General features: G+C 44.2%; 18 protein-coding genes. 7 read left to right on the top strand and 11 right to left on the bottom strand.

Features of this window, described 5'->3' with window-relative positions; translation table 11 throughout:
• Position 1: 1 nt before the first annotated feature.
• The gene (locus tag CUJ83_RS13715) at positions 2-1,291 is read right to left on the bottom strand and encodes a Coenzyme F420 hydrogenase/dehydrogenase, beta subunit C-terminal domain (protein WP_230742898.1); all 1,290 of its coding nucleotides are present in this window, start codon (positions 1,289-1,291) and stop codon (positions 2-4) included.
• Positions 1,272-2,741 carry a flippase gene (locus tag CUJ83_RS13710; protein WP_255668600.1) on the bottom strand — a complete coding sequence of 490 codons (1,470 nt, stop codon included), beginning with the start codon at positions 2,739-2,741 and terminating at the stop codon, positions 1,272-1,274. Before CUJ83_RS13710 ends, CUJ83_RS13715 begins: the two co-directional genes overlap by 20 nt.
• Before the next feature lie 425 nt (positions 2,742-3,166).
• Between CUJ83_RS13710 and CUJ83_RS13705 the strand changes: the two genes are divergently transcribed.
• Positions 3,167-5,311, top strand: coding sequence for an ArnT family glycosyltransferase (locus CUJ83_RS13705; RefSeq protein WP_230742896.1), 2,145 nt, complete (start codon positions 3,167-3,169; stop codon positions 5,309-5,311).
• Positions 5,312-6,398: 1,087 nt separating this feature from the next.
• Here the strand turns inward: CUJ83_RS13705 and CUJ83_RS13700 are convergent.
• The 5 genes from CUJ83_RS13700 to ilvC form a co-directional block, all read right to left on the bottom strand.
• Positions 6,399-6,953, bottom strand: coding sequence for a flagellin (locus CUJ83_RS13700; protein WP_230742895.1), 555 nt, complete (start codon positions 6,951-6,953; stop codon positions 6,399-6,401).
• A gap of 16 nt (positions 6,954-6,969) precedes the next feature.
• Positions 6,970-7,584, bottom strand: coding sequence for a flagellin (locus CUJ83_RS13695; protein ID WP_230742894.1), 615 nt, complete (start codon positions 7,582-7,584; stop codon positions 6,970-6,972).
• A gap of 889 nt (positions 7,585-8,473) precedes the next feature.
• Positions 8,474-9,013 (bottom strand): hypothetical protein, encoded by a 540-nt coding sequence (locus tag CUJ83_RS13690; protein ID WP_230742893.1) that lies wholly within the window; start codon positions 9,011-9,013, stop codon positions 8,474-8,476.
• On the bottom strand, positions 8,940-9,248 hold the full coding sequence (locus CUJ83_RS13685) for a hypothetical protein (RefSeq protein WP_230742892.1): 309 nt from the start codon (positions 9,246-9,248) through the stop codon (positions 8,940-8,942). The genes CUJ83_RS13690 and CUJ83_RS13685 overlap by 74 nt, the downstream gene beginning before the upstream one ends.
• 398 nt (positions 9,249-9,646) lie before the next feature.
• Positions 9,647-10,645 carry a ketol-acid reductoisomerase gene (gene ilvC, locus CUJ83_RS13680; RefSeq protein ID WP_230742891.1) on the bottom strand — a complete coding sequence of 333 codons (999 nt, stop codon included), beginning with the start codon at positions 10,643-10,645 and terminating at the stop codon, positions 9,647-9,649.
• 78 nt (positions 10,646-10,723) lie between these two features.
• Here ilvC and CUJ83_RS13675 point away from each other — a divergent pair, with 78 nt between their 5' ends.
• Positions 10,724-11,350, top strand: coding sequence for a helix-turn-helix domain-containing protein (locus CUJ83_RS13675; RefSeq protein ID WP_230742890.1), 627 nt, complete (start codon positions 10,724-10,726; stop codon positions 11,348-11,350).
• A 67-nt stretch (positions 11,351-11,417) separates the two neighbouring features.
• On the top strand, positions 11,418-12,362 hold the full coding sequence (locus CUJ83_RS13670) for a CPBP family intramembrane glutamic endopeptidase (RefSeq protein ID WP_230742889.1): 945 nt from the start codon (positions 11,418-11,420) through the stop codon (positions 12,360-12,362).
• Positions 12,363-12,475: 113 nt separating this feature from the next.
• Here CUJ83_RS13670 and CUJ83_RS13665 read toward each other — a convergent pair whose 3' ends face one another.
• Both CUJ83_RS13665 and CUJ83_RS13660 read right to left on the bottom strand, forming a co-directional pair.
• Positions 12,476-12,892 (bottom strand): B-box zinc finger protein, encoded by a 417-nt coding sequence (locus tag CUJ83_RS13665; RefSeq protein ID WP_230742888.1) that lies wholly within the window; start codon positions 12,890-12,892, stop codon positions 12,476-12,478.
• Positions 12,893-13,013: 121 nt separating this feature from the next.
• A complete protein-coding gene (locus CUJ83_RS13660; RefSeq protein ID WP_230742887.1) occupies positions 13,014-14,408 on the bottom strand; it encodes a hypothetical protein in 1,395 nt (464 codons plus the stop codon).
• 285 nt (positions 14,409-14,693) lie between these two features.
• On the opposite strand from CUJ83_RS13660, the gene CUJ83_RS13655 reads away from it, so the two are divergent.
• The 4 genes from CUJ83_RS13655 to rocF all read left to right on the top strand — a co-directional run bounded on the left by CUJ83_RS13655 (position 14,694) and on the right by rocF (position 18,220).
• Positions 14,694-15,554 carry a TFIIB-type zinc ribbon-containing protein gene (locus CUJ83_RS13655; protein ID WP_230742886.1) on the top strand — a complete coding sequence of 287 codons (861 nt, stop codon included), beginning with the start codon at positions 14,694-14,696 and terminating at the stop codon, positions 15,552-15,554.
• Between the two features lies 1 nt (position 15,555).
• A complete protein-coding gene (locus CUJ83_RS13650) occupies positions 15,556-16,563 on the top strand; it encodes a TFIIB-type zinc ribbon-containing protein (RefSeq protein WP_230742885.1) in 1,008 nt (335 codons plus the stop codon).
• A gap of 16 nt (positions 16,564-16,579) precedes the next feature.
• Positions 16,580-17,170: a hypothetical protein gene (locus CUJ83_RS13645; protein WP_230742884.1), complete on the top strand. Its 591-nt coding sequence runs from the start codon at positions 16,580-16,582 to the stop codon at positions 17,168-17,170.
• Positions 17,171-17,317: 147 nt separating this feature from the next.
• Positions 17,318-18,220 carry an arginase gene (gene rocF, locus CUJ83_RS13640; RefSeq protein WP_230742883.1) on the top strand — a complete coding sequence of 301 codons (903 nt, stop codon included), beginning with the start codon at positions 17,318-17,320 and terminating at the stop codon, positions 18,218-18,220.
• A gap of 5 nt (positions 18,221-18,225) precedes the next feature.
• On the opposite strand, the gene CUJ83_RS13635 is transcribed toward rocF, so the two are convergent.
• The gene (locus tag CUJ83_RS13635; protein WP_230742882.1) at positions 18,226-19,545 is read right to left on the bottom strand and encodes an aryl-sulfate sulfotransferase; all 1,320 of its coding nucleotides are present in this window, start codon (positions 19,543-19,545) and stop codon (positions 18,226-18,228) included.
• Positions 19,546-19,564: 19 nt separating this feature from the next.
• Positions 19,565-20,740 carry a deoxyguanosinetriphosphate triphosphohydrolase family protein gene (locus CUJ83_RS13630; protein WP_230742881.1) on the bottom strand — a complete coding sequence of 392 codons (1,176 nt, stop codon included), beginning with the start codon at positions 20,738-20,740 and terminating at the stop codon, positions 19,565-19,567.
• Positions 20,741-21,501 lie beyond the last annotated feature (761 nt).

The following is a 21,501-nucleotide window of genomic DNA, read 5'->3' as shown; positions in this document are numbered from 1 at the left end:
TTTAATCATCGTTCCTATGGTGCAGGATCGATCTTGCTCTGAGATTACAAAGCCTTAGATGGACATATTCCATGGCTTTTATGGCTTTTACCGGCAAGTATTTAGTGAATTTTCTTCTCGAAAGCTTATGGCAGATAACGGGGTATAATGCTAAAGCATAGTCTACCGGGCCCGGACTCAAAACATTATCGCAGGACATATCACTTTTTAATAGCCTTATCCTTGAGTTTATGTTTTTCTTTTTTAAATAAAGCATTATTTTTTGGGATACGGCGACTTTTTCGGCATCTATCCGACCGATAGTTATCCTTCCTGAAGCTGACATCTTATTTATCAGATAATCCGCCTTATCGCTTCTGCTTATGGCTATCGACGTTCCTGCTTTATCCTTCATATACTCCGGTAGCCAAGCATCACCGAAAGATATGTCGGAAAGCTCTGCCAGGCCATCGCTGCACAGCAAGCATCTTTTAGGATAAAATAAATAGGATCCCATTATACTCCAGCCGTCACTAAAAGGTATCTTATACTCCTTTTCTGCCGCAGTCACCGTTATGAAACCGGGCCATCCGTTATGACGATAATTTATTTTTGTGATATCATCCTTTTTAATGTTCATCCTGTCCAGTATGGATGGTAAAGCAAAAAAATTCGGAGTATGGTTACAGAATAATCCGATGTACAATACGATCTTATCATTTAATTCTTTAAAGACCGAAGACGCTTTTTTCATCCCGTGAATATGGCAGGGAAGCCCGACGACGGCAAACTTTTCTCCTTTCTTTGATGAGATGACTTCTTTTAACAAGGCGTTCAACGGCACCGGACAATATTTTGACCCTGAAGCATCGATGATATCCTCTTTGGTCCTCGCTATGAAAGGTTCCGGTATTAACTGGTCTGTCCGGGACATCCTTGTCACCAACGCCCCGTCAATGATACCTGACTCCAGGGCGTATATCAGCAGCCCGGTCACCAATCCTCCGGATGTAGAGTCACTCCTGGTCTTTTCATCATTACTATACCCTGTATAACAATTCAGGTAGTTTCCAATAAATACGTCCATTTGCTTTTTTCCGGATACCTGTTCGTTCAGGGAATAAAGATCGGCGTCGTTCCCCGGACAGACTTTTAAACAGATGCCGCATTCATCACAACTGTTTTCGGATACGTTCGGATAATACACTCCCCGGGCCTCGTCTATGTTTAGCCGGATAGCACCTTTATGGCAAAATGCAGCGCATGTGCCGCAACCGGTACAGCTCCCGTCCCTAATCGCCCGCACGTTCATTTTTAAACACCTTCCCGATAAGATCATTATCCAAAAATAATGTCTTAGCTAACTTTTTATCATAATCGTCAAACGCCCCTGTCATAATTAATGCCGTTATGAAGCAGGCAGTGCTTAACGCGGCCAGCAGGATCGGGTTAAGCCAGTTAAAAACGATCACGATCATCATGGTACAAAAGCAAGCTATAATTGGCTTAAAGAACAGGCTTTTTAACGGCACCTTATAGAATAGTCTATTGTTGTAATAGTAATACAGGACAAATAACAGGGCTTCCGTGACCACTGTAGTTACCGCCGCCCCCGTATAGCTGAATGCCGGGATGAGCATGACGTTTAATGCGATATTGACCGTTGCTACTATGAACGCGCAAAATGTCCTCGAAGGCTCCTTATTAATGGACGATAAGGTATTTCCCAGCACGTAGTTCACGAACCTGAACGATATATACAGGCTCATGATCTGCAGTATCAGGATCGAGCTCTCGAACTTTTCTCCGAATATCAATAATATGATGTCCCTTGATAAGATGATCAATGTAAAAAGTATGGGTACGGATATGATAAAAGAGTATTTTAATAATCTCTCGGTCACTGTCTTCATCGAATCCCTGGACGTGATGAAAAGCCTTGACGTTACCGGGAATATGGCATAATTCAATATTGTGGGGATAAATACAAGAGCGTAGATGATGGTACAGGATGCTTCATACCAGCCGACAACGGCATAGCCCTTTATCATCGATAGTATCACTATATCGATCTTCAGGTATATTAGCCCGATAAATACTGTGATGCCATACGGGATCGCCTGGATCAGTATGTCCTTCCATATGCTTACATCAATATCCAGCTTTGGCCTGGTAAATTTTTTTATCGATATGATAAAACTTAGAACGAAATTGAGGATCTCTGCCGCTATGAACGCATATCCGATCTCTATAAGTCCATACCCTTGGTGCAATACGATAAATACCAGTCCCAGCTTAAAGACACTGGTCGTGATATTCAGGAAGGCTTCATATTCCATTTTATCATACGCCCTGAATATGGACCTGAAGAATAGCGAGAAATTATTTAGCAGGATAGAGATGCCGATCAGATATACTATTGTGACGGTGTCGGCAGGGTAATTCAATAAATTGATCAGTGACGCTATTAATATGATCGTAAATATCGATAATATTATTTTTATTATCATTATATTTTTAAAATACGTGTCAGTAAGTTCTTTATACCTCGATATCTCCCTTGTAGCGAATGTATTCAGGCCCAGGTCAGCAAATATTATCAACAGGCTGATAAACGTCTGGGAAAAAGCAAGTTTACCGTAATTAGCGTCACCAAGAGTTCTCGCTATGAACATGGTCATTATGATCCCGGCAGTCATAGTTACTATTTGGGCGAAAAAAAGTGACCGTATGTTCTTTGATATGACTTTCACCGAACTCATAAATGATACCTGTTAGTTTTTGGCGGGACTGTTATTTATTATGAGATAATCCTATCGTTGTTGGTAGTGATATTATAAAATTTTACTCCTGTCAACATGTGTCGGCCGGATCACTAAAATCTTTAATATTAAACCGTATGTCCCGATCCCGTGTATCCAGTTATTCAGCTAATCGAGTAACTCTTTACGGGTATATCTATATTGTGCGGTACTGTTTTTATTCCCCGATCATCGTCCCTCTTCAAAATATTTAAAATAAGCTTACGATAAGTGATTCTTTAAAATTTATTTTATATACAAAATATAAAAAAGTTTAATAGGCATAATGCCTGTCACTATATGTAATTTAACCATTCCCGGCTTGATATATAATAAACATTTATATATTAATTATGATAACTTCGTAAATTCGTAATGGTATGTTTATGATTAAGATCCCTAAAAAAATCCTTGATCTGGCCAATAACCATGATATCGCTATCATAATACTGGCATTTATCATAATTATCCTTATCAAATCTTTGATGTCACTGCCATTTTCTTCTCCGTACCTTCTGTGCGATGAGATCATATATGGCAGCATCGCCCAAAACGTGCCTGACGGGAAACTATATAGCGATTACCTCGGCGTTCCCGGTGTGGGGACCTACCCTCCGGGATATCCGCTTTTTCTATCTTTCGCATATATGCTGGCAGATGATAGCCAGGCCATATACCATATTATGCTGGTCATCAACGCGATCCTGAACACTTCCGTTATTTTCCCCGCATATTTTATCCTGAGGAAATATGTGCCGAAAGCGACATCTCTGGCGGGTGCCCTGGTCATTACGACGCTGCCGTTCGTTAACATATATACGTTTGCTCTGCTCAGTGAAAACCTCTTTATACCGCTGTTCATGTTCTCGATATGGTTCCTGATGGAGAGCGTCAGTAAGAACGGCAGACATTGGGACATACTTGCATCCCTGTCAATAGCGTTCCTGTTCATCACTCGCACTCAGGGGCTATCGATGCTTGTAGGCTTCGCAGCGGCATTCGCATATTACGTATACCGGGAATCCAGGACGGCAAAGATCACCGAAGTGATATATGAAAAAAGATATCTTGTTGTTCCCGTTATCCTCATAGTAGCGTGCTGGCTGCTTTACTCGTCATACATGGTGCCGCAAGGCACATATTTCATGGGCAGTCCATATAATATGGAAAAGGCGTATGGCGAACGGCTTGTCAGCTCATTCACATCGGTCGAAGGCATCTATATCATGTTATATTCCCTATCGCACGAGATCGATTACCTGTTATTGTCAACATACTTTGCCTTTTTATTCGTGGCAGTATATTATGCGCGATCGTACATTTTCAAAAAAGACCTGAACAGGCCGCTTGACGTATCTTTTGTCTATCTGACGGTCACCTTTTTGGTATTGATGGCGATCATAATGACTTTCCTCTCTTTTACATACGGGATACCGCGCTATGCATTATACGGAAGGTATATCGAACCCATCATACCGGCCATATTTATTTTTGGCTTCATAGCATATGAGCGATCGCTCGCCGAAGGTTTTAAAAAGGACAATAAACTGATACTGGCCATATTACTGTTCATTCTGGTCATATTCTTTATTTTATTTACGATACCCAGAGAACATTATAACTTTATGCAGACGATCTCCCTGTATTATTTGATAAATATCCAGCCGGACATCATGAAGGACTTATTCATAATAACCATGTCTATTAGCGTCCTGGCCCTGTTCGTTTTATCCCTGTCCAATAAAAAATATTTTGGCGCCCTGCTGATACTACTAGTTGGCCTCTCGGTATTTTCCACGATCAACACGTATGAACGCTGCATCGGAGAATCAACCTTTTATGGCGATAATGAGATGTTCGGGTATATCAAGGAAAACCTGAAAGAAAATAAAATGATATTAATAGACTATAATGACTTTTTAAGGAAGAAAAACTACTGGTGCCTTACGGCGTTCTGGTTCAGTAAGAGAATATCCTTCATCGACATCAATGATACGGATGCCATACGGTCATACGGGGACGATGCCCAGTACGTCATCTCCTCGCGTAATGCGCTGCCGTATAAGCGTGTGATATATAACGATTGGTCGAATCTTTATGAGATCGGTCCGTCCGGCGATCCGGTCAGCCTGCCCTATACCATCGACATCGGCTATCTCGATGTCGGCAAGGTCGACGGTTTCAATGATCTGGATAATTATGACTACAGGTGGACATCCGGCTCTTCGAAAGTCTCTCTGGAATATCCTGATGATATGGGCGATATGAATATAACTATCATAACATCCGGTTATCGCCCTGAGAATGATCCCGCATACGTCGAGTTTTATCTTAACGGCCATAAGATCGGAGAAGGCGTTAAGGCTTCGGGGGAATTCACGTATAGTTACACTGTCCCCGTAACAGGCTTGAATGAATTTTACCAGCTGCTTGAGATAAGGACTAATACGTACAAGTCTGAAGCTCCAGGTGTCAATCTTGGAAAAGACCTTGGTATAGGCGTTGATAAGATAGTTATCGATAAAGCCTGATCAATAGTTTACTTTATGCGTTGTTATTTTTACATGAACAGTGCCCGATATCCTATTTACTTCCGGGCTCCTTAACTCATATTTTTTCCTCATCGTTTAGCGATAAAGCATTCTGTTCATTTATATATATTTAGTGGTGTGTCCCGATAATTTCTGTTTAATCATTCTTTCACCATGAGATTTTTGATGAGCAGGTTCTTGCTCAGGTTTTAATGATGAAAAACATATGATCACTCCCTGATCTCAAGGATATAGTTTTTATGGTTGTTCGTGTCGGATGGCAGGTGGACACATAACCTCACAGAAACACAGAAACACAAAAATTTTTATATGATTTTTTAAGGTCACGAAAACCCTAAGATTCACTCGCAAAAACCACGAAGGGCTCTAGTATCACCGTCTCGCGCCAAGGTCTCAAATGCCCGGTTTAATGCTCGAAATGCTCTAATACACTAACGCTAAAACAAGGCCCGAACATTCTCCAAAAACACAAAAATTTAAAATCCCGGTTTGTGTACCCCTGATCCCATCAACATGAATATCGATCGTGAAACGTCAACCGTGCAGTTAAACCTTCGTGCTCTTGGAGAATGTTCGGGCCTTGTTTTAGCGTTGGTGAATTGGAGAGGTTAGTGCGTTGAGCCGAGCGTTAGGGATATTAGAGCATTGACAGTGATACTAGAGCACTTTGTGATTTAGTGAGTAAGATTTTGGGGTCTTTGAGCCCTTAAAAAATCATAAAAAAAATTTTTGTGTTTCCGTGTTTCTGTGAGGTTATGTGTCTACCTGCCATCCGACAGGAACAAACATAAAAAACTTCATCTCAAAGACCGGGTAAGTACGACACGTTCTTTCATTCTTAAAACCTGAGCAAGACCCCGCTCATCAAAGATTTCGTGGTTTGCGGTTCAGTATTCCTTGTTAGCATTTGGGATGGATTTTATCAAATATTGATTTATGTATGCACTAAAGAAATTAAAGAACAGAGAACTTACATATAAAATATTGTTTAATCCCTTTTATAAGCGTTTTATAAAAAAAGAAGCTTTAAAACCCCGGGAAAAATTAAAAAAGGAAATTATGGTGCTTAGTAGAGCACCATGTAAGACTCGATCGATGGTGGAGCTGTCATGTGCACGTTTAATATTGCACCGGTGGCCGGCTTGATCTCAAGCCAGAGTTCCTCGTTCTTGTTCACGTTGAGCGAGGATACGTCTACTGTAAGCTCTACCTTGTCGGTTCCTTCGATCAGACCGTTAGCCTTGACGTCCGGCATTATGAAGTCTGATGTGTATGTCAGCGTACTTGCATAAGCGTCAACCGTTCTTCCGGCAACTGTGATCTTGGATACGTCTACCGGGTTGTTACCAGCAGTCAGTCCTATCGTGATCTTGATGTTGGTCAGTTCGGTACCGTCGCCCTGTGCTACTAAGTCACCAGAAAGCTGAATAGATGACGTTGCCTGGTCGACACCGGTGTGTACGACTTCTTTGCTTTTCTGCGAAGTGAAGAAGCCTGCCCCTAACATGACGTAGGAGAACACGGCCGCGACCACCACGAACGCTATGAGCACGATCGCAGCTTCAAGACCTGTAAATGCTGCATCGTTCTTTGCGAACTTCTTAGATCTAATGTTTGACATTTCCTATCCTCCATCCTTAAATTATGTTGAATACTCCGGTCGTTGCTATTGCGGGCGGCAGGGTGCCTGAGATCGTTAACGTTGCACCGGCTGGCGGCTTGATCTCAAGGTTAATCTTCTCGTTAACTCCTGGCTGTGCTGCGGGCAGCTTCATACAGATCTCAACTTTCTCGTTCTTCTCTAATAACGTGTCCGCGGATGCTGCTGATGCCTGGTTGGTGGTTACCCACTTGTAAGAGTTCGTTGCTGAAGAATCGTCTTCATATAGTGTAGTGTATGTCCATATGCTTGGATTATAAGCGCTGGACGTTCTATATGATATGACCGTTTTAGAAAGGTCGATCGGATTGTTACCAGCTGTAAGCTGTAATGTAATCTTTATATAGTCACAGTTTCCTCCGTCGGCATCTCCGATACCGATCACATCGCCTGCAAGTTCTACCGAGGAAGTGGCCTGGCTTACTCCAGTGTGTACCACTTCTTTACTTTTCTGTGATGTGAAGAAACCAGCTCCCAGCATGACGTAGGAGAACACGGCTGCGACCACCACGAATGCGATCAAGACGATGGCAGCTTCAAGTCCGGTGAACGCTGCATCATTCTTGCTGAATTTGCTTGTGTTCTTCTTCATAATTATACCTCTGTGGTTGATAGTACGCCAGGATAAACATGATTAATAGGATTGTTCTGGCTACTTTCTAATAAGTACAAGTACAAGTTTTATTATAAATTTTTTGTAATTAAATGGAAATTATCCAAAAATAATTTCATTTGTTAAAAACGGTATTTGAAATTACAGAATTATAAGAAAATAATTCTATATCTGTATTATTTTTACTTTTTAAATGTTTATTCATATAAATACATATTGTTACAATAAAGTAATTACAAAAACAAAATAAGCTAACATCTCGATTTGTTCTGTAATTTTATTTACATATTGACATTTGTAAAAATAAAGTAAAAATAATGAATTTTAAAAATTAAAAATAAAAATAGATAATTGATTATCTGTAAGTTTACAGATCCCGGCAGTCAAATAATCCTATCACCCCTGCAAGCAATATGCAAGCATATGCGGGGCTTATATCTTATCCCATAGCATCGGCCTTGACACCAATCGTATATATAAAACTTATGGATATTCCGATCGTTGTTGATTTGCCCGCACTGTCAGGTCTGAGAAACTTATATAATGTTCCTCCCCGACGTTAAGGTCCAGACTGTTTAAGACTTCCAGCTTGTCGTAATACCTGGTTAATCCGTAATCCTCTGTCTCGTTCTTAATGATGGTCTTACACTGATCGCGAAGAATATATTTTAACTTGTTTTGTCAAACGTGCTATGTTTTATATAATAAATGTATGACGGAGAATAATATCCAATTAGAATTTAAAAAAGTACTAATAAGCTATAAAAATAAAAGAGCAGGGTAAATTTAATCGTTTTATCCTGCTATTGAAAGAGTATTTATTTTCCCGATATATTTTTAACTTAAAACTTTTTTGTGAAATAACTGATCAGCTATATCCTGGTTGTTGTCCGTATCCTGGTTGTTGTCCGTATCCTGGTTGTTGTCCGTATCCTGGTTGTTGTCCGTATCCTGGTTGTTGTCCGTATCCTGGTTGTTGTCCGTATCCTGGTTGTTGTCCGTATCCTGGTGCTGCCCTTCTTGTCAGCGGTGTCTCTGTCACTTTAAATTTCTCGAAGGCGTTCTTACTGTCTGAGAATAATGCGTCTATAATGGTATTGCCGCCTGAATCATACACTTTTAGGGCAATATCGCATTTCTTAAGGTCTGTTATCATGAAGATGCCTTTTATCATATAGGTCAGGTTTGCCATTGTCCCAGCAAGGTCATACGGATCCGCATCTTTTATCAGTTTTACGTCTACGGATATCATCTTCCCGGGGCCTTCACTCATATACATTATTGCATTACCTGAGGATGCTTGTGATAGCTGTTCAGCTATGATCGCCATTCTCTCAGTGTTGCCAAAGGTCATGTTCACTTCTGGTACTTCCGGGGCCGGCGGTATGTTTACCTTTTTTTCCGGCATTTGTCCTGGCATTTGTCCTGGCATTTGTCCTGGCATTTGTCCTGGCATTTGTCCTGGCATTTGTCCTGGCATTTGTCCTGGCATTTGTCCTGGCATTTGTCCTGGCATCTGGCCCGGGTATTGGGCACCCGTTACCGGCGCTAATGACAGCAGGAGCATAGATGCCATTAAGATTACACAAATACTGCTCTTTTTCATCAATCCACCCCTGATTTTTTATTTGATTAGGTTTCATGAATTAATACAAAGATAATTTATATAAAAATTAATCAATTTTAATGCGTACTTCTTATTGTTTAGTGAGTTAATAATTATTTGATTGTAATAATCATTTGAAAAAGAATGCTATGGGCTTTGATCACGATCGATTATCAGGCATGGTCCATTGAAGGAACTAATAAAACAGTTCTGGACTGATGATATTGTGTCGAACACAAGGGGCTCGCAGAAATAATATTTATCTTACTTAATGTCCTGACGGATTAAGCTTAAAGATCGATATTCCACCTTTGAGCCCACCTGCGTTCTACACTTACAGAAAAAACGTTTGTTCCTGTAAATCTTTGTTTGTTGATTGGAGTATCCTGATATTTAAGGACATTTTTAAAAAATTGGGAGGGAGAATCCCTCGATCTATTTCTTCTTTTTAAGCCAGGGCATCATGGCGCGGAGTTCTTTGCCCACAGTCTCGATCTGGTGATCGGCATCCTGCTTTGCCAGCGCGTTGAACACGGGCCTGCCCGCCATGTTCTCAAGCACCCATTCCTTTGCAAAGCGGCCGTCCTGGATCTCCTCGAGCGTTCTCCACATTTCCATCCTGCTCTGGTCGTTGATGATCCTCTTCCCTCTCGTGAGGCCGCCATATTGCGCGGTATCGGAAACGCTGTCCCACATGGCTGCCAGCCCGCCCTCGTACATCAGGTCCACTATGAGCTTTAGCTCGTGGAGCGTTTCAAAATATGCGATCTCAGGCTGGTATCCTGCCGCACAAAGAGTCTCGAACGACGCCTTGACCATTTCGGTAACGCCGCCGCAGAGGTCTACCTGCTCGCCGAAAAGATCCGTCTCGGTCTCTTCCTTGAAGGTGGTCTCTATGACACCTGCCTTGGTGCATCCGATACCCCTGGCATAGGCGAGACCGATGCTGCGGGCCTTCCCTGAAGCGTCCTTTTCGACGGCTATAAGTGCCGGAACGCCCACGCCTTCCTGGTACATCCTTCTTACAAGGTGCCCCGGGCTCTTCGGGGCTATCATGACTACGTCTATGCCCTCTCCCGGCTTTATCATGCCGTAGTGAATGTTAAATCCGTGCGAGAACATCAAGACCTTGCCTTTCTTCATGTAAGGCTCGATCTGCTCTTTGTATACTTTGCCCTGAAGCTCATCGGGTATAAGCATCTGGATAACGTCGGCCTGCTTCGCGGCGTCTTCGATCGTGGCTACTGCGAGCCCGTCCTTCTTTGCCTGCTTCCAGGACTCTCCGTCCTTCCTTACGCCGACAACGACCTTCAGGCCGGAGTCCTTCAAATTCTGTGACTGCGCCATTCCCTGGCTGCCATATCCTATGATAGCGATAGTCTTATCCTTCAAGAACTTCATATCAGCGTCTTTCTCATAATATATCTTGACCATGATTATCGACCTTAAAATAAAGTGTCCTACCAATTACTTTAAATTATTTACCGGACATATACGGTCCATGGTACTTATATGGTAGTTAGCATCGGCATAAAACACAAGGACTGCTGGCATTATAAGCTTTCGAGGTCGCTGAAGGCGACGATCATAGTGAAATATACATATGTGCTGCCAAACAAGCAGCTATACGGATATCAGACCATAATAACGCCCAGGATAAACGAGCTTGAGGGATTTTTAAGCGGGCTGCCCGAGATCAAGAAATTTACAGTGCTTTCAAAGTGCTCAAACCGCGCCGAGGTCATAACATGGGCCCAGCAAAGCTCTATCATCGAGAACATCATCAAGACCAATTGTGTCTTCGTAGGGCCTACGGTCGTCAAGGACGGTATTGAGAACTGGCATCTGATGGCCCCTACGCGAAAAGATCTTCAGACAGTCATGTCCAGCCTCGAGGATTACGCTGATATTGCATATATAAGGAATAACGACGGCGAAACCGTCCCCGATGGGGCAGGGCTGACAGGCAAGCAGATGGCGGCCCTTACGACCGCGCTAGATATGGGGTATTTTGATTCGCCGCGCCGCGCATCCATCGAAGATGTTGCACAGAAGATGGGCATATCGCCTTCTACTGCGGTCGAACATCTCAGGAAGGCTGAAAAAAAGGTGCTCGAAAACTACGTGCACCCGAAATGATCTATAATAGACATAAAATCTATAATATACGCAAGCGAAATAATCTCGAGGGGTTTTACTTATAACTTTGTTGAAAGATAAAAACGGTAAAGTCACCGCCCTTTTAAAGATCGTGGCGGTATTCATCGTTCTTCTGATCGCTGTCATCGCTGTCCACGCGTCATTTATCATAGGGGCGAACATGTACTATTCGATGACCTCCGGAGATCCGCAATCGGCATCCGATAAGGCAACTGCGCTTCTGGGCAGTATCGAGGCTCAGGTGGCAATAGTCATCGTCCAGAATATTGTCTTCATACTGATCGCGTACCTGTTCTATACTAAAGTCGACAGGAAAAAGTTCTCGCCGGACAGCTTCGGTCTAAGGGTTCGCAGAGATACCCTTAAGCTATTCGGGCTGGGCATGCTTCTGGATGTTGTCTTTATCGGTTCCCTGATCGGCATATCCATTCTCACTGGACAGATGAGCATTGTCACTACCGGGTTTTCCGTATATCCTCTCAGCACTATCGTAATGTCATTCGTGCTGCTGCTTGTCGCGACGCTGGCAGTGGGGTTCGGCGAAGAGATATTGTACCGCGGCTACATACAGTCTTCACTTATGGAAAAGTTTAGTATGCCGGTAGCTCTATGCTTAGCTTCCTTCGTGTTCGTCATATCCCATGCCGTGACTCACGTCCAGCCTATATATTTTATAAGCATATTCGTGCTGGCGCTGGTCTTCGGTTACCTGTTCGTCGTAACAAGGTCGCTTTATGTTCCTATCGGATTCCATTTCCTTGAAGACTTCATGGTCTTCAACGTGTTCGTATCAGGTGAATCCGGGCTGGGAGGGTCTCCGATATTCATACTGACGGAGCCGGCGAAAATTTACCTCTTTAACATGGATATGGGCACATGGCCGGATGCTATTGCCCTTGGTGTGGGGCTGGCGATGCTCGCAGCGATATACGTATACGATAAAAAAATAAATGCTTCAAATAGTGAAGCATCGCTTTCTACCGGCGCATGAACACCATTATATTTTTATCTTCTTCATTTTTAGACAGTCCCCCTATGCGCCTCAATGATAGCGATGTGTCATAGCATTATGGGAATATTGTCTATTTAATTTCTATAGATCGATCAGATATCTTGATCTTTAAACGGGTCTTCCGAATTAATCTTAACAGCAGTCGTATACGCATCATATACCCCGTAAGCCCATAGGATCAACGGGCATATGATGGTGACCAGAGTAATGATAAATGCGATGAATAAAATACAGCCTTTTCCCGCATGGCCATTATATATCTGTCCTGCGCCGGGTATGAAAAATGAGAGAACCAGGCTTATAAGCGGATCTTTCTTTTTTGCTTGCAGCGACGGCCTCGCCCAATCCGGCTGCTGTGCTTCTATCGTGTCCGGATCTATACCTGCGGGTGCGCAATCCCCACAAAAAGTCTTTCCGCCGACCTTTTTTATACATGATGTACATAGAGGCTTTCCACATTCGGTACAGATACCCATCGCTTCTTTATCCGAATGTATATGACACCTCATTATATCTACCCACCGTAAATAAAAACAATATCAATTAACATTGTGTTCCAGTAATATTAATCTTAGGTCTGTTCTAAAATTAAAATATCAAAAATGTAAAAAGGGTAAACATCTGTGACATTTACCCTGACATCATTTTAATGAGGATGTCTATCAGCCTGATGAGCCCGCAGAATTGTCCGGATCCTTCATTGCCGGAAGTATCCTGTCCGTTGCCTGAGGATGTTCCCTGTCCGGTGTCCCCGCCGGTCTGCACTCCAGTATCCGGACCGTCATCATAGTTCAGGTGGCCTGCGATAGTCCTGCCGCCTTTGACCTTTATCACGTAAGCATCATCATACTCTTTATTTCTCTGCTGTACGCCTGCGATAACGTAATTCCCGTCGCCGGTCTGTATCGCCGTGGCAGCTCTCTCGAAAGCGGCCGTACCGTACGCATCATCCCATTCGAATTTACCGTTCTTGTCTACTTTGACGATATAGTAGTCAAGGTTCCCGTTCCCTATTGAAGTCGTGCTGCCGCACATAAGGTATCCGCCATCGGAAGTTCTCTTTAGCGAACCGCCCTCGCCTTCGTATTCTATGCTTTTATCGCCGTATGTCTTATTCCAGAGTTCCTTGCCCTGCGCATCAGCCTTTACAAGGAACAGGTCGCCCATGCCTTTGCCAAAGGATGATGTGGAGCCGTATACCATATATCCCCCATCGTCCGTCTGCTGGACTGCGGCGCCCTTATCATTTGATTTTCCGCCATAGAGCGATTCCCATATTTTTTTACCGCCGGCGTCTATCTTTAACAGGAATATGTCGCTAAGGTTCTTAGTTGTCTTTTTATTGCCTGTGATCACATAGCCGCCATCCTTTGTGGCCAGTATGTCCATACAGGATTCATAATCCCCTTCGGAATATGTCTTATCCCATAATAATTTTCCATTCCTGTCGATCTTTATGACATAACAGTCATATGTCTTGATCCCGTTTAGCAGGACTCTTCCTAAGATCATATATCCGCCATCAGGCGTCTGTATGATGCATTTCCCGCTTTCGTCAAGTATCCCGCCGTAAGTTTTCGTCCATAATGCTTTACCCTGAGCATCGGTCTTTACCAGATAGACGTCCGATCCGTTCTTAGTATAGGGGTTTGTCGTTCCCACGCATATGTATCCCCCGTCAGAGGTCGGGAGCACAGTAGTGAATGAATTTAACTTTGCCGTGCCGTAAGATTTTTCCCATATTTTTTCGCCTTTACCGTTAAGTCTCAGTAAATACGCATACTTATTCCCATTCAGGTCTGGCTGTGTATATCCGGCGAGGATATACCCCCCGTCCGGTGTCTCTTTAATGTCGACCGGGGCATCTATGCCTTTGCTGCCATATGTTTTTTCCCATATGATGCCGATATCCTGTGCTTCTGCGTTAGCAATGCTTAACAGGATAAATATTGATGTGATGGCACATAAGGAAATAAATAATATAAAATGTGATGGATATATATTTTTAGAATCAATCTTTTTCATAAAAAAATCATTTCTTTTTTTGTTATATAATGTTTTTTAGTATATTTTCAAAAGACATAACTGACTTTTTTACTTTTTTAGAACATTTAATAATTATATATTATTTATATAAATATTTACATTAATAAAAATTGCTATTCTGGTAAATAAAATAAAAAATATTTATCATGACCGGATATTAATAATATGGTAAAATTTATTTATTTTCCTAGTTAATGTTTATCATTAAAGATATTGGCTTTCCATCAATGATCTATTAAAATATACTGATAATGGCCGAGATCCATGAAAAGATCTTATGGCCTGAAGTTAATATTCATCGAATCTCTCGTCTCACGGCATGAATTAATGTGCCTGTTAAGAGTTTCAGTCAACGGTCAGGATGTTCTTATGGCAGAGATCAAATGTGATAAGTGTGGCGCACAAATAAAATTTGAGCCGGGGGACAGATTCGCCCGATGTAAATATTGCGATACTCAGGTATTTATAGACAGGAGCGGCGCGGGATTTTTTTATATTATGCCTTATCTCATCGACCGGAGTGGCGCTGAGGGTATATTTAACGGATGGGCCAGAAGCTCAAAAGTCTCGAAAAAGCTTTTACCCGGGATACGGAACCTGACCTATAAACAGCAATATTTTCCTGTTTATATGTTCAAAAGAGACGTCAGCGGCGAAGAAAAGCTGTACGTCCAGCCTGCAAGATCTACGACGCTTCCGGGCCTTCATAGCCTGAAGGTCCTCGCAGGCGACCTAAAGATATTCGACAAAAGCTATAAGGTAGAGGGACCTGATGTTTTGGTCCCGGATATAGATATGACGGCATATTTGCCATTTCTTCCGGGTACGGCAAAAGAGCAGGCTCTGGTTTATTTCCCGCTCTGGGACGTAGAGTACGAGTATGATGGAAAAAAATATGTGACTATCATCGACGGCTCCTCTGGAGAGGTATTCGTTTCGGATTATCCTGTGCGAAGTTCGGCTCCTTTTATCCTTATCACTATAGGGGCTTTCATACTGTTTTTCCTGGAATCTCTGGCAGGTTTCTTCCTGTTCAAGAACGGGCTATGTTGCAGCTCCGTACTGATATTGCCGACCATTCCCGCTGTCATACTCCTGGCAAACAGGACATTGAGGAGGTTCTAGTATGGCCATCACGCTTTCTATGAACTGCCCTTCGTGCGGAGGGACATTATCGATAGAAGAGGGCTCCAGGCTCACATCCTGCCCATACTGCACGTCCGTACTGGGGATCGAAGGCGACCGGGGCGTGGGGAAAATAATGCTTAAGGGAGTGATCGGGCAGGACGAGGTAATGAATGCGGCCAATAACTGGATGAAGGGCTCTTATACTGCGCCCGACCTGAACCGCGTCGGCAAGATCAAAGAATGTTTTGCCATTTACCTTCCATTCTGGAAAATACGGGGAAGGGCCGCCGGATGGGTTTGCGGCAACAGCATAGAGGAAGACAGCCATGGCGATAATGTCACCGTGTATAAGGAAAAAATGGTGATCAAAGACTTCGACTGGAACGGCATCGCATGTGACAGCGGCGATCTCGGGATAAAGCACTTAAAAGACATCGACGGAGAGGCCATGCTTCACGATGAAGGCAGCATACCGGCGTTCGAGGTCACCACATCGGCGTCAGATGCCCTGAACTTCGGGATGGGATCTATCAGGCGGACAGCGATAAAATGGGCCGGCGTGGATAATGTGACATTCGTGAACATGCATGTTTTTCCGAAAGACGTCAAGATCGTGTTTTATCCGGTATGGGTGGTAAGATACAGCTATTATGACAGTATCTACCTGGTGACAATAGACGGTATCACGGGAAAAGTCCTGTCAGGAAGGGCACCGGGAGACGTTACGATAAGAAGCGCTTCTATGGCTATCGGGACAGCGGCAGGGGCGTTCGGCACTGTGCTCGGCATCTGGATGGCGAGCGTGGACAGCAGCATGATAGGAATACCGATAATAGTGATCATAGTCAGCCTGCTAATAGCTGCAGGAGGCTTCGTCTATGGCAGGCGCGACACTGAATTTACTGTCGGAGAGGTAAAAGGGGGCAGCCCTCTCAGGAGCTTGATGGAGAAAAGGTCGCACGGCGTGAGCGACAGCAAAGTCGAGCAAAAGGTCCGGATCAAATAAGGGTATGGTGATGTGTTTGACAAAGATCGTTCAGGTAAAGTGCCCGAAATGTAATACTCCGGTGCATTCCAGGAATATCGACAACGTATTTTTATGCGAGGCGTGCGGGACCCTTAACTCATGGGACGGAAATACGGAAACCATCGAATACGAGGCCGGCGCTTTTACCCGCGGGGGAGAAGGCACTAAAGTCTATCTGCCTTTTTGGAAAACAGGTATCAGGTTTTTCATAAGGCATTCTTCGGTCAAAGGCGGCTTCCTTTCAAAACTCTCCGGTATCCTGAAGGGCGACTCTCCTTTCGGGGAGATAGAAATGATGATCCCTGCGTTTGATATCGATCCGGGGCAGTATAAAAAGCTGGCAGAAAAGCTGACGATAGAGCCTCCAAAGTACGATGCGGCAAAGCTTGAACACAATGTGGAACGTATGCCATGTGAAGTGACAGCGGACCGTGTTAAAGATATGGCCGATTTTTTATTCGTGACTTTCGAGGCGGAAAAACCAGGGGTGCTTCAAAAGCTTGACTATGACCTGTACATAATGTCTAAAAAACTGGTGTATCTGCCATATTATAAAAAAGAAGAAAATTTCGAGTCAGGGTTCTGACATTTCCCTCTCTTTTATCGTCTCCCGAAAATAAAGTTCGATCGAACCGGGTATCATAGCCCTTTCCTTTTTATGGCTTACTATCATCGAAAAACATATGTGTCGATATGTATTAATATTAGGGGATATTATTAGGGTCGACCTTTTATGTCAATCGATAAAGTCAGGATCGTCGGAGTGCCGCTTGACCTCGGGGCTAACAGGCGCGGCATAGATATGGGGCCGGACGCTCTGCGCAACGACGGTCTGTTACAAAATATCATGGAACTCGGTATCGAGGTCGAAGACATGGGTAATGTAATTACTCCGCCGAGGCCTATTGACCCGCCTGAGAACATAAAGCTCAGATACTATAGAGAGGTCATTTGTGCCTGTAAGAAGGTCCGTGATTTCGTAAGCGAGTCCATCGATGATGATTTTTTACCGCTCGTTATAGGCGGAGACCACAGCATTTCTATGGGCACTACTGCCGCATTAAGTAAACACTATGACCGTATAGGCATGCTCTGGATAGATGCACACGGCGACTTTAACACAGAGGAGACGACCATCAGCGGCAACATTCATGGCATGAGCTTTGCGACGTCCGTTGGGCGCGGCACTAAAAACCTGGTGGGTAAGATGGGCGTTAAGACAAAGGTCGTCGAAGAGAAATGCGTCCTCATAGGCGCCAGGGACCTGGACCCGCTTGAGCGAGAGGAGCTAAAGAAGTCTAAAGTGACCGTCTTAACGATGAGGGGGATCGATGAGGTCGGCATGTGTAAGGTGATGAAAAAGGCGCTGAAGATCGCCTGCGAAGATGTTGACGCCTTGCATGTCTCGTTCGACCTGGACGTCATGGACCCGGTATATGCGCCCGGCGTAGGGACTCCTGTGCAGGGGGGCATCACTTATCGTGAAGCGCATCTTGCGATGGAGATGATCTCCGATTGTAATAAGCTAAGTTCTCTTGAGATGGTCGAGCTAAACCCGATACTGGACAAGTATAATATCACCGGAAAGCTGGCGATAGACCTGATCACGTCGGCTCTGGGTAAAAAGATATTATAGGCGGGTTAAAACCCCTCCAGTATTTCTTTTATATGGTATAACATATTCAAACCGGTAGCTCCGGCCCTTATTATAACGGACCCGGCGAAATCTGCCGCTGATGGGCCAGGCAAAGATGTTCCGTTGTGTCCAGGCGACAAAAAGTCCTCAGGCCAGTCTATCTCTTCGGGCCCGTACCTGTATGCCCGGTATACCGAGTTACCTTTCAAGCTTACAGGATAACAGGGGTTGGTGAACTCCCATACTATCTTTTTATCGGGCGTCACTTCAATGATGCGGCCGCTGCAGCCTTCACATATAAGCGTGTTCCCGTTCGGAAGCCTTGAGGCTCCGCTAATAAGACATGAAAAGAAAATCGTTCCGTCCTCGCTTTCGATATCATATCTCCACACGATGTCGCCTGTGCGGGGATCTACCTCGATCACAGAAGAATGCGGCAGAAGGCCGCCTGTTTTAACCAGGCTATCGTCATTCTCATAATTATTATAGATAAGGATGTTCCCGTTATCGAGCATCCTGGCATCGTGCTGGTGGTTCAATATGCCATGGCCCCATTCCCAGACAATGTCGCCAGTCCCCTTATCGATGATAGCGACCGTATCGAGCTCCCTGATGCTTATGAGGATGCTTTCCCTTCCATTGAACATATTTCCTGCAGGGATATATTTTACAGAGTTAACATGAGTCCACTCGTTTCTTTTATCCAGAGAATGGATAGTATATTTTTCAGGGTCGAGATGCTCATGGCAATGCCATTCCCATACCACCGAGCCGTTCCTGTCGATCTCTATGATCGCGTCCGACCACATTGACCCGGCGTCCTCTGTCCCCGGGATACCGCCAGGTATTCTTCCGGAAAAGTCGGCAGGAAGGCTTTCCCATACTATCGCAAGGGTATTCCCGTCCGGCATCCTGAAATGGTCATGATGCATGCGGTCGTCGCTGTATTCCCATAATACGGTCCCGTTCCAGCCTATCTCCTGGATCACCCCTCCTTTGCCGCCTCCGGGGGATGGACCTGTGTTAACGACACCCGAAAATAACAGGGTACCATCCGGTAAAAGATGTCCATGGTCGCCCGGCACATGATCGGTGAGCCACCTGTGGACAATATTCCCTTCCATGTCCACAAGATATACAACGCCCTCGCTTCCCATGCTTTTATCCCCGGCGAGAGACGAATAAAGCGTGTATCCATTGAAAGCCATATCCTTTTCATATACTGTCACGGCGGGATATGGGGACGGAGAAAACCCGTACGGCCCTATTATGATAGAGTTAAGAATGGCGATAACTGTCACCACTATAAAAAATATCCTTAACAAATGTCCACCTGCACTGATCTCACGAGAGGAAACTTTTCATTTTTTCAGGCAGGAATATCTCGCTGAACATATCGTTAAAATATTCGTCGGTCATACCCGCTATGAAGTCTCTTACAATGATCGGGTCGCCTGTAGTGTCAATGTAATCCGCCCGGCTGCCGTCGTTAAAATTATCAAGATAATGCGTGAATATCTTTGACCCTGTATTTTGCGTCTTCAGGTCGTCTAAAAACGTATCGAAGAGCATTCCGAACATTTTTTCGATCTTCCTGGCCTGGGTCTTTACCCGGGGATTAGTATAGATGCGTGTCATGTTAAAGTCCTTTAGTTCTCTTAACGCGGCCGCAGTCTCCCTGCTAAGGGCGATGTGGTCTTTGCCATAACTGTTCTCGATGACGTCGATGACGAGGCTGTTCACGATATCCCTGTTAGTGTTCCCGAGAACGCCCGCGCATTTTTCAGGTATGTCATCGCGAGAGATGAGGCCAAGGGTAATGGCGTCCTCAATATCCCTTCCGACATAGCTTATGGTGTCAGATACCCTTACGACGCACCCTTCCATCGTCATCGGCATTATCCCTGAATGCCCCTCATATATCCTCTGGCGCTCCTCCACCTGCCTGTCAAATATCTCCCATGTCTTATCGTACTCGGGATGGATCATAAGGTCATGGGCCTCTCCGTTATGCGAAACAATTCCGTCCAGCACCTGTAATGTCAGGTTCAGGTTCTCCATCCTGTCCAGCGCCCGGACACTTTGCAAATTATGGTGAAAACCGCCGATCCCGTACTTCTTCGAAATACTCGAAAGATACTTCTCGCCGTCATGGCCATAAGGCACGTGGCCTATGTCATGCCCAAGCGCTATAGCCTCTATAAGGTCCTCATTTAGCCTGAGACACCTGCCTATTTGCCTCGATATCTTCGCTACGAGCTGTACGTGTAAAACACGATGTGTGATATGGTCGTTCTTGACCAGATAAAAGACCTGCGTCTTATCGATATACCGCGTATACGCCTTCGAATGCATTATCCGATCGCCGTCCCTGAAGTACGGTGGCCTTATATCCTCGCTGTCAGGCCTCCTTCTCACCGCCCCAGAATTCTTGGCGGCATACATCGACAGCGAATCGTCATACGCTATATTCAGCGACTTGATCACTGCAGCAATATCCGGCGAAGTCGTCCTTCTCATAAATAACGCCTGTAAAAGCAACAAGCAATATGTGTCAAATTAATATTAAAGTATGGGTTATTAGAAGAGTCTACGGTTATTTCACCACTAAGGGCTCGATGGTCCACTATTTTTTTAAGATAATAATTATCTTCTAAAAAAGTCCTTTGTGAACCCTCGAGCCCTTAGTGCCCTTCGTGGTGGAAACTGGTGTACCCTTGTGCCCATTGAGCGCTTTGTGGTGGAAACTGGTGGTCCTTATTCGCCGTTGTGCGCTACCATGAAAGACTTTTTGATGGTCTCTGTAAAGACTTGCTTGTAACTCTATTATGGGATTGATGTTCTGCCGTTGTGCCTGTCGGATGGCAGGTAGGCACGTAACCTCACAGAAACACGGAAACACAAATTTTTTTTTAGAATTTAAGGTCACGAAAACCCAAAGGTTCACTCACCAAACCACAAATGGCTCCAGTATCACCGTCAACGCACTAAAGTCTCTAATGCACGGCTCAACGCACCAACCTGCTCTAAGTCACCAACTCTAAAACAAGGCCCGAACATTCTCCAAAACACTAAATTTTAACTGCACGGTTGACGCTTACACGACAAATATATCACCGCTATAGGCGGTGTCCGGAGTTTTCTGTAAAATATATTTTTTAGCTCCTGTCTTTCTAGTATTCGTTTCTTTCGATTTGTATATGTTTTTTGTCCGTGACAAATTCTTCGTTTATGTCCATGAGCATGGAAACCACGACTCTGAGTACTGATTGGTCGTTGGG

It is taken from the genome of Methanooceanicella nereidis, assembly GCF_021023085.1.
GTDB classification, from domain to species: domain Archaea; phylum Halobacteriota; class Methanocellia; order Methanocellales; family Methanocellaceae; genus Methanooceanicella; species Methanooceanicella nereidis.
This window is presented reverse-complemented; position numbering and strand designations above follow the sequence as displayed.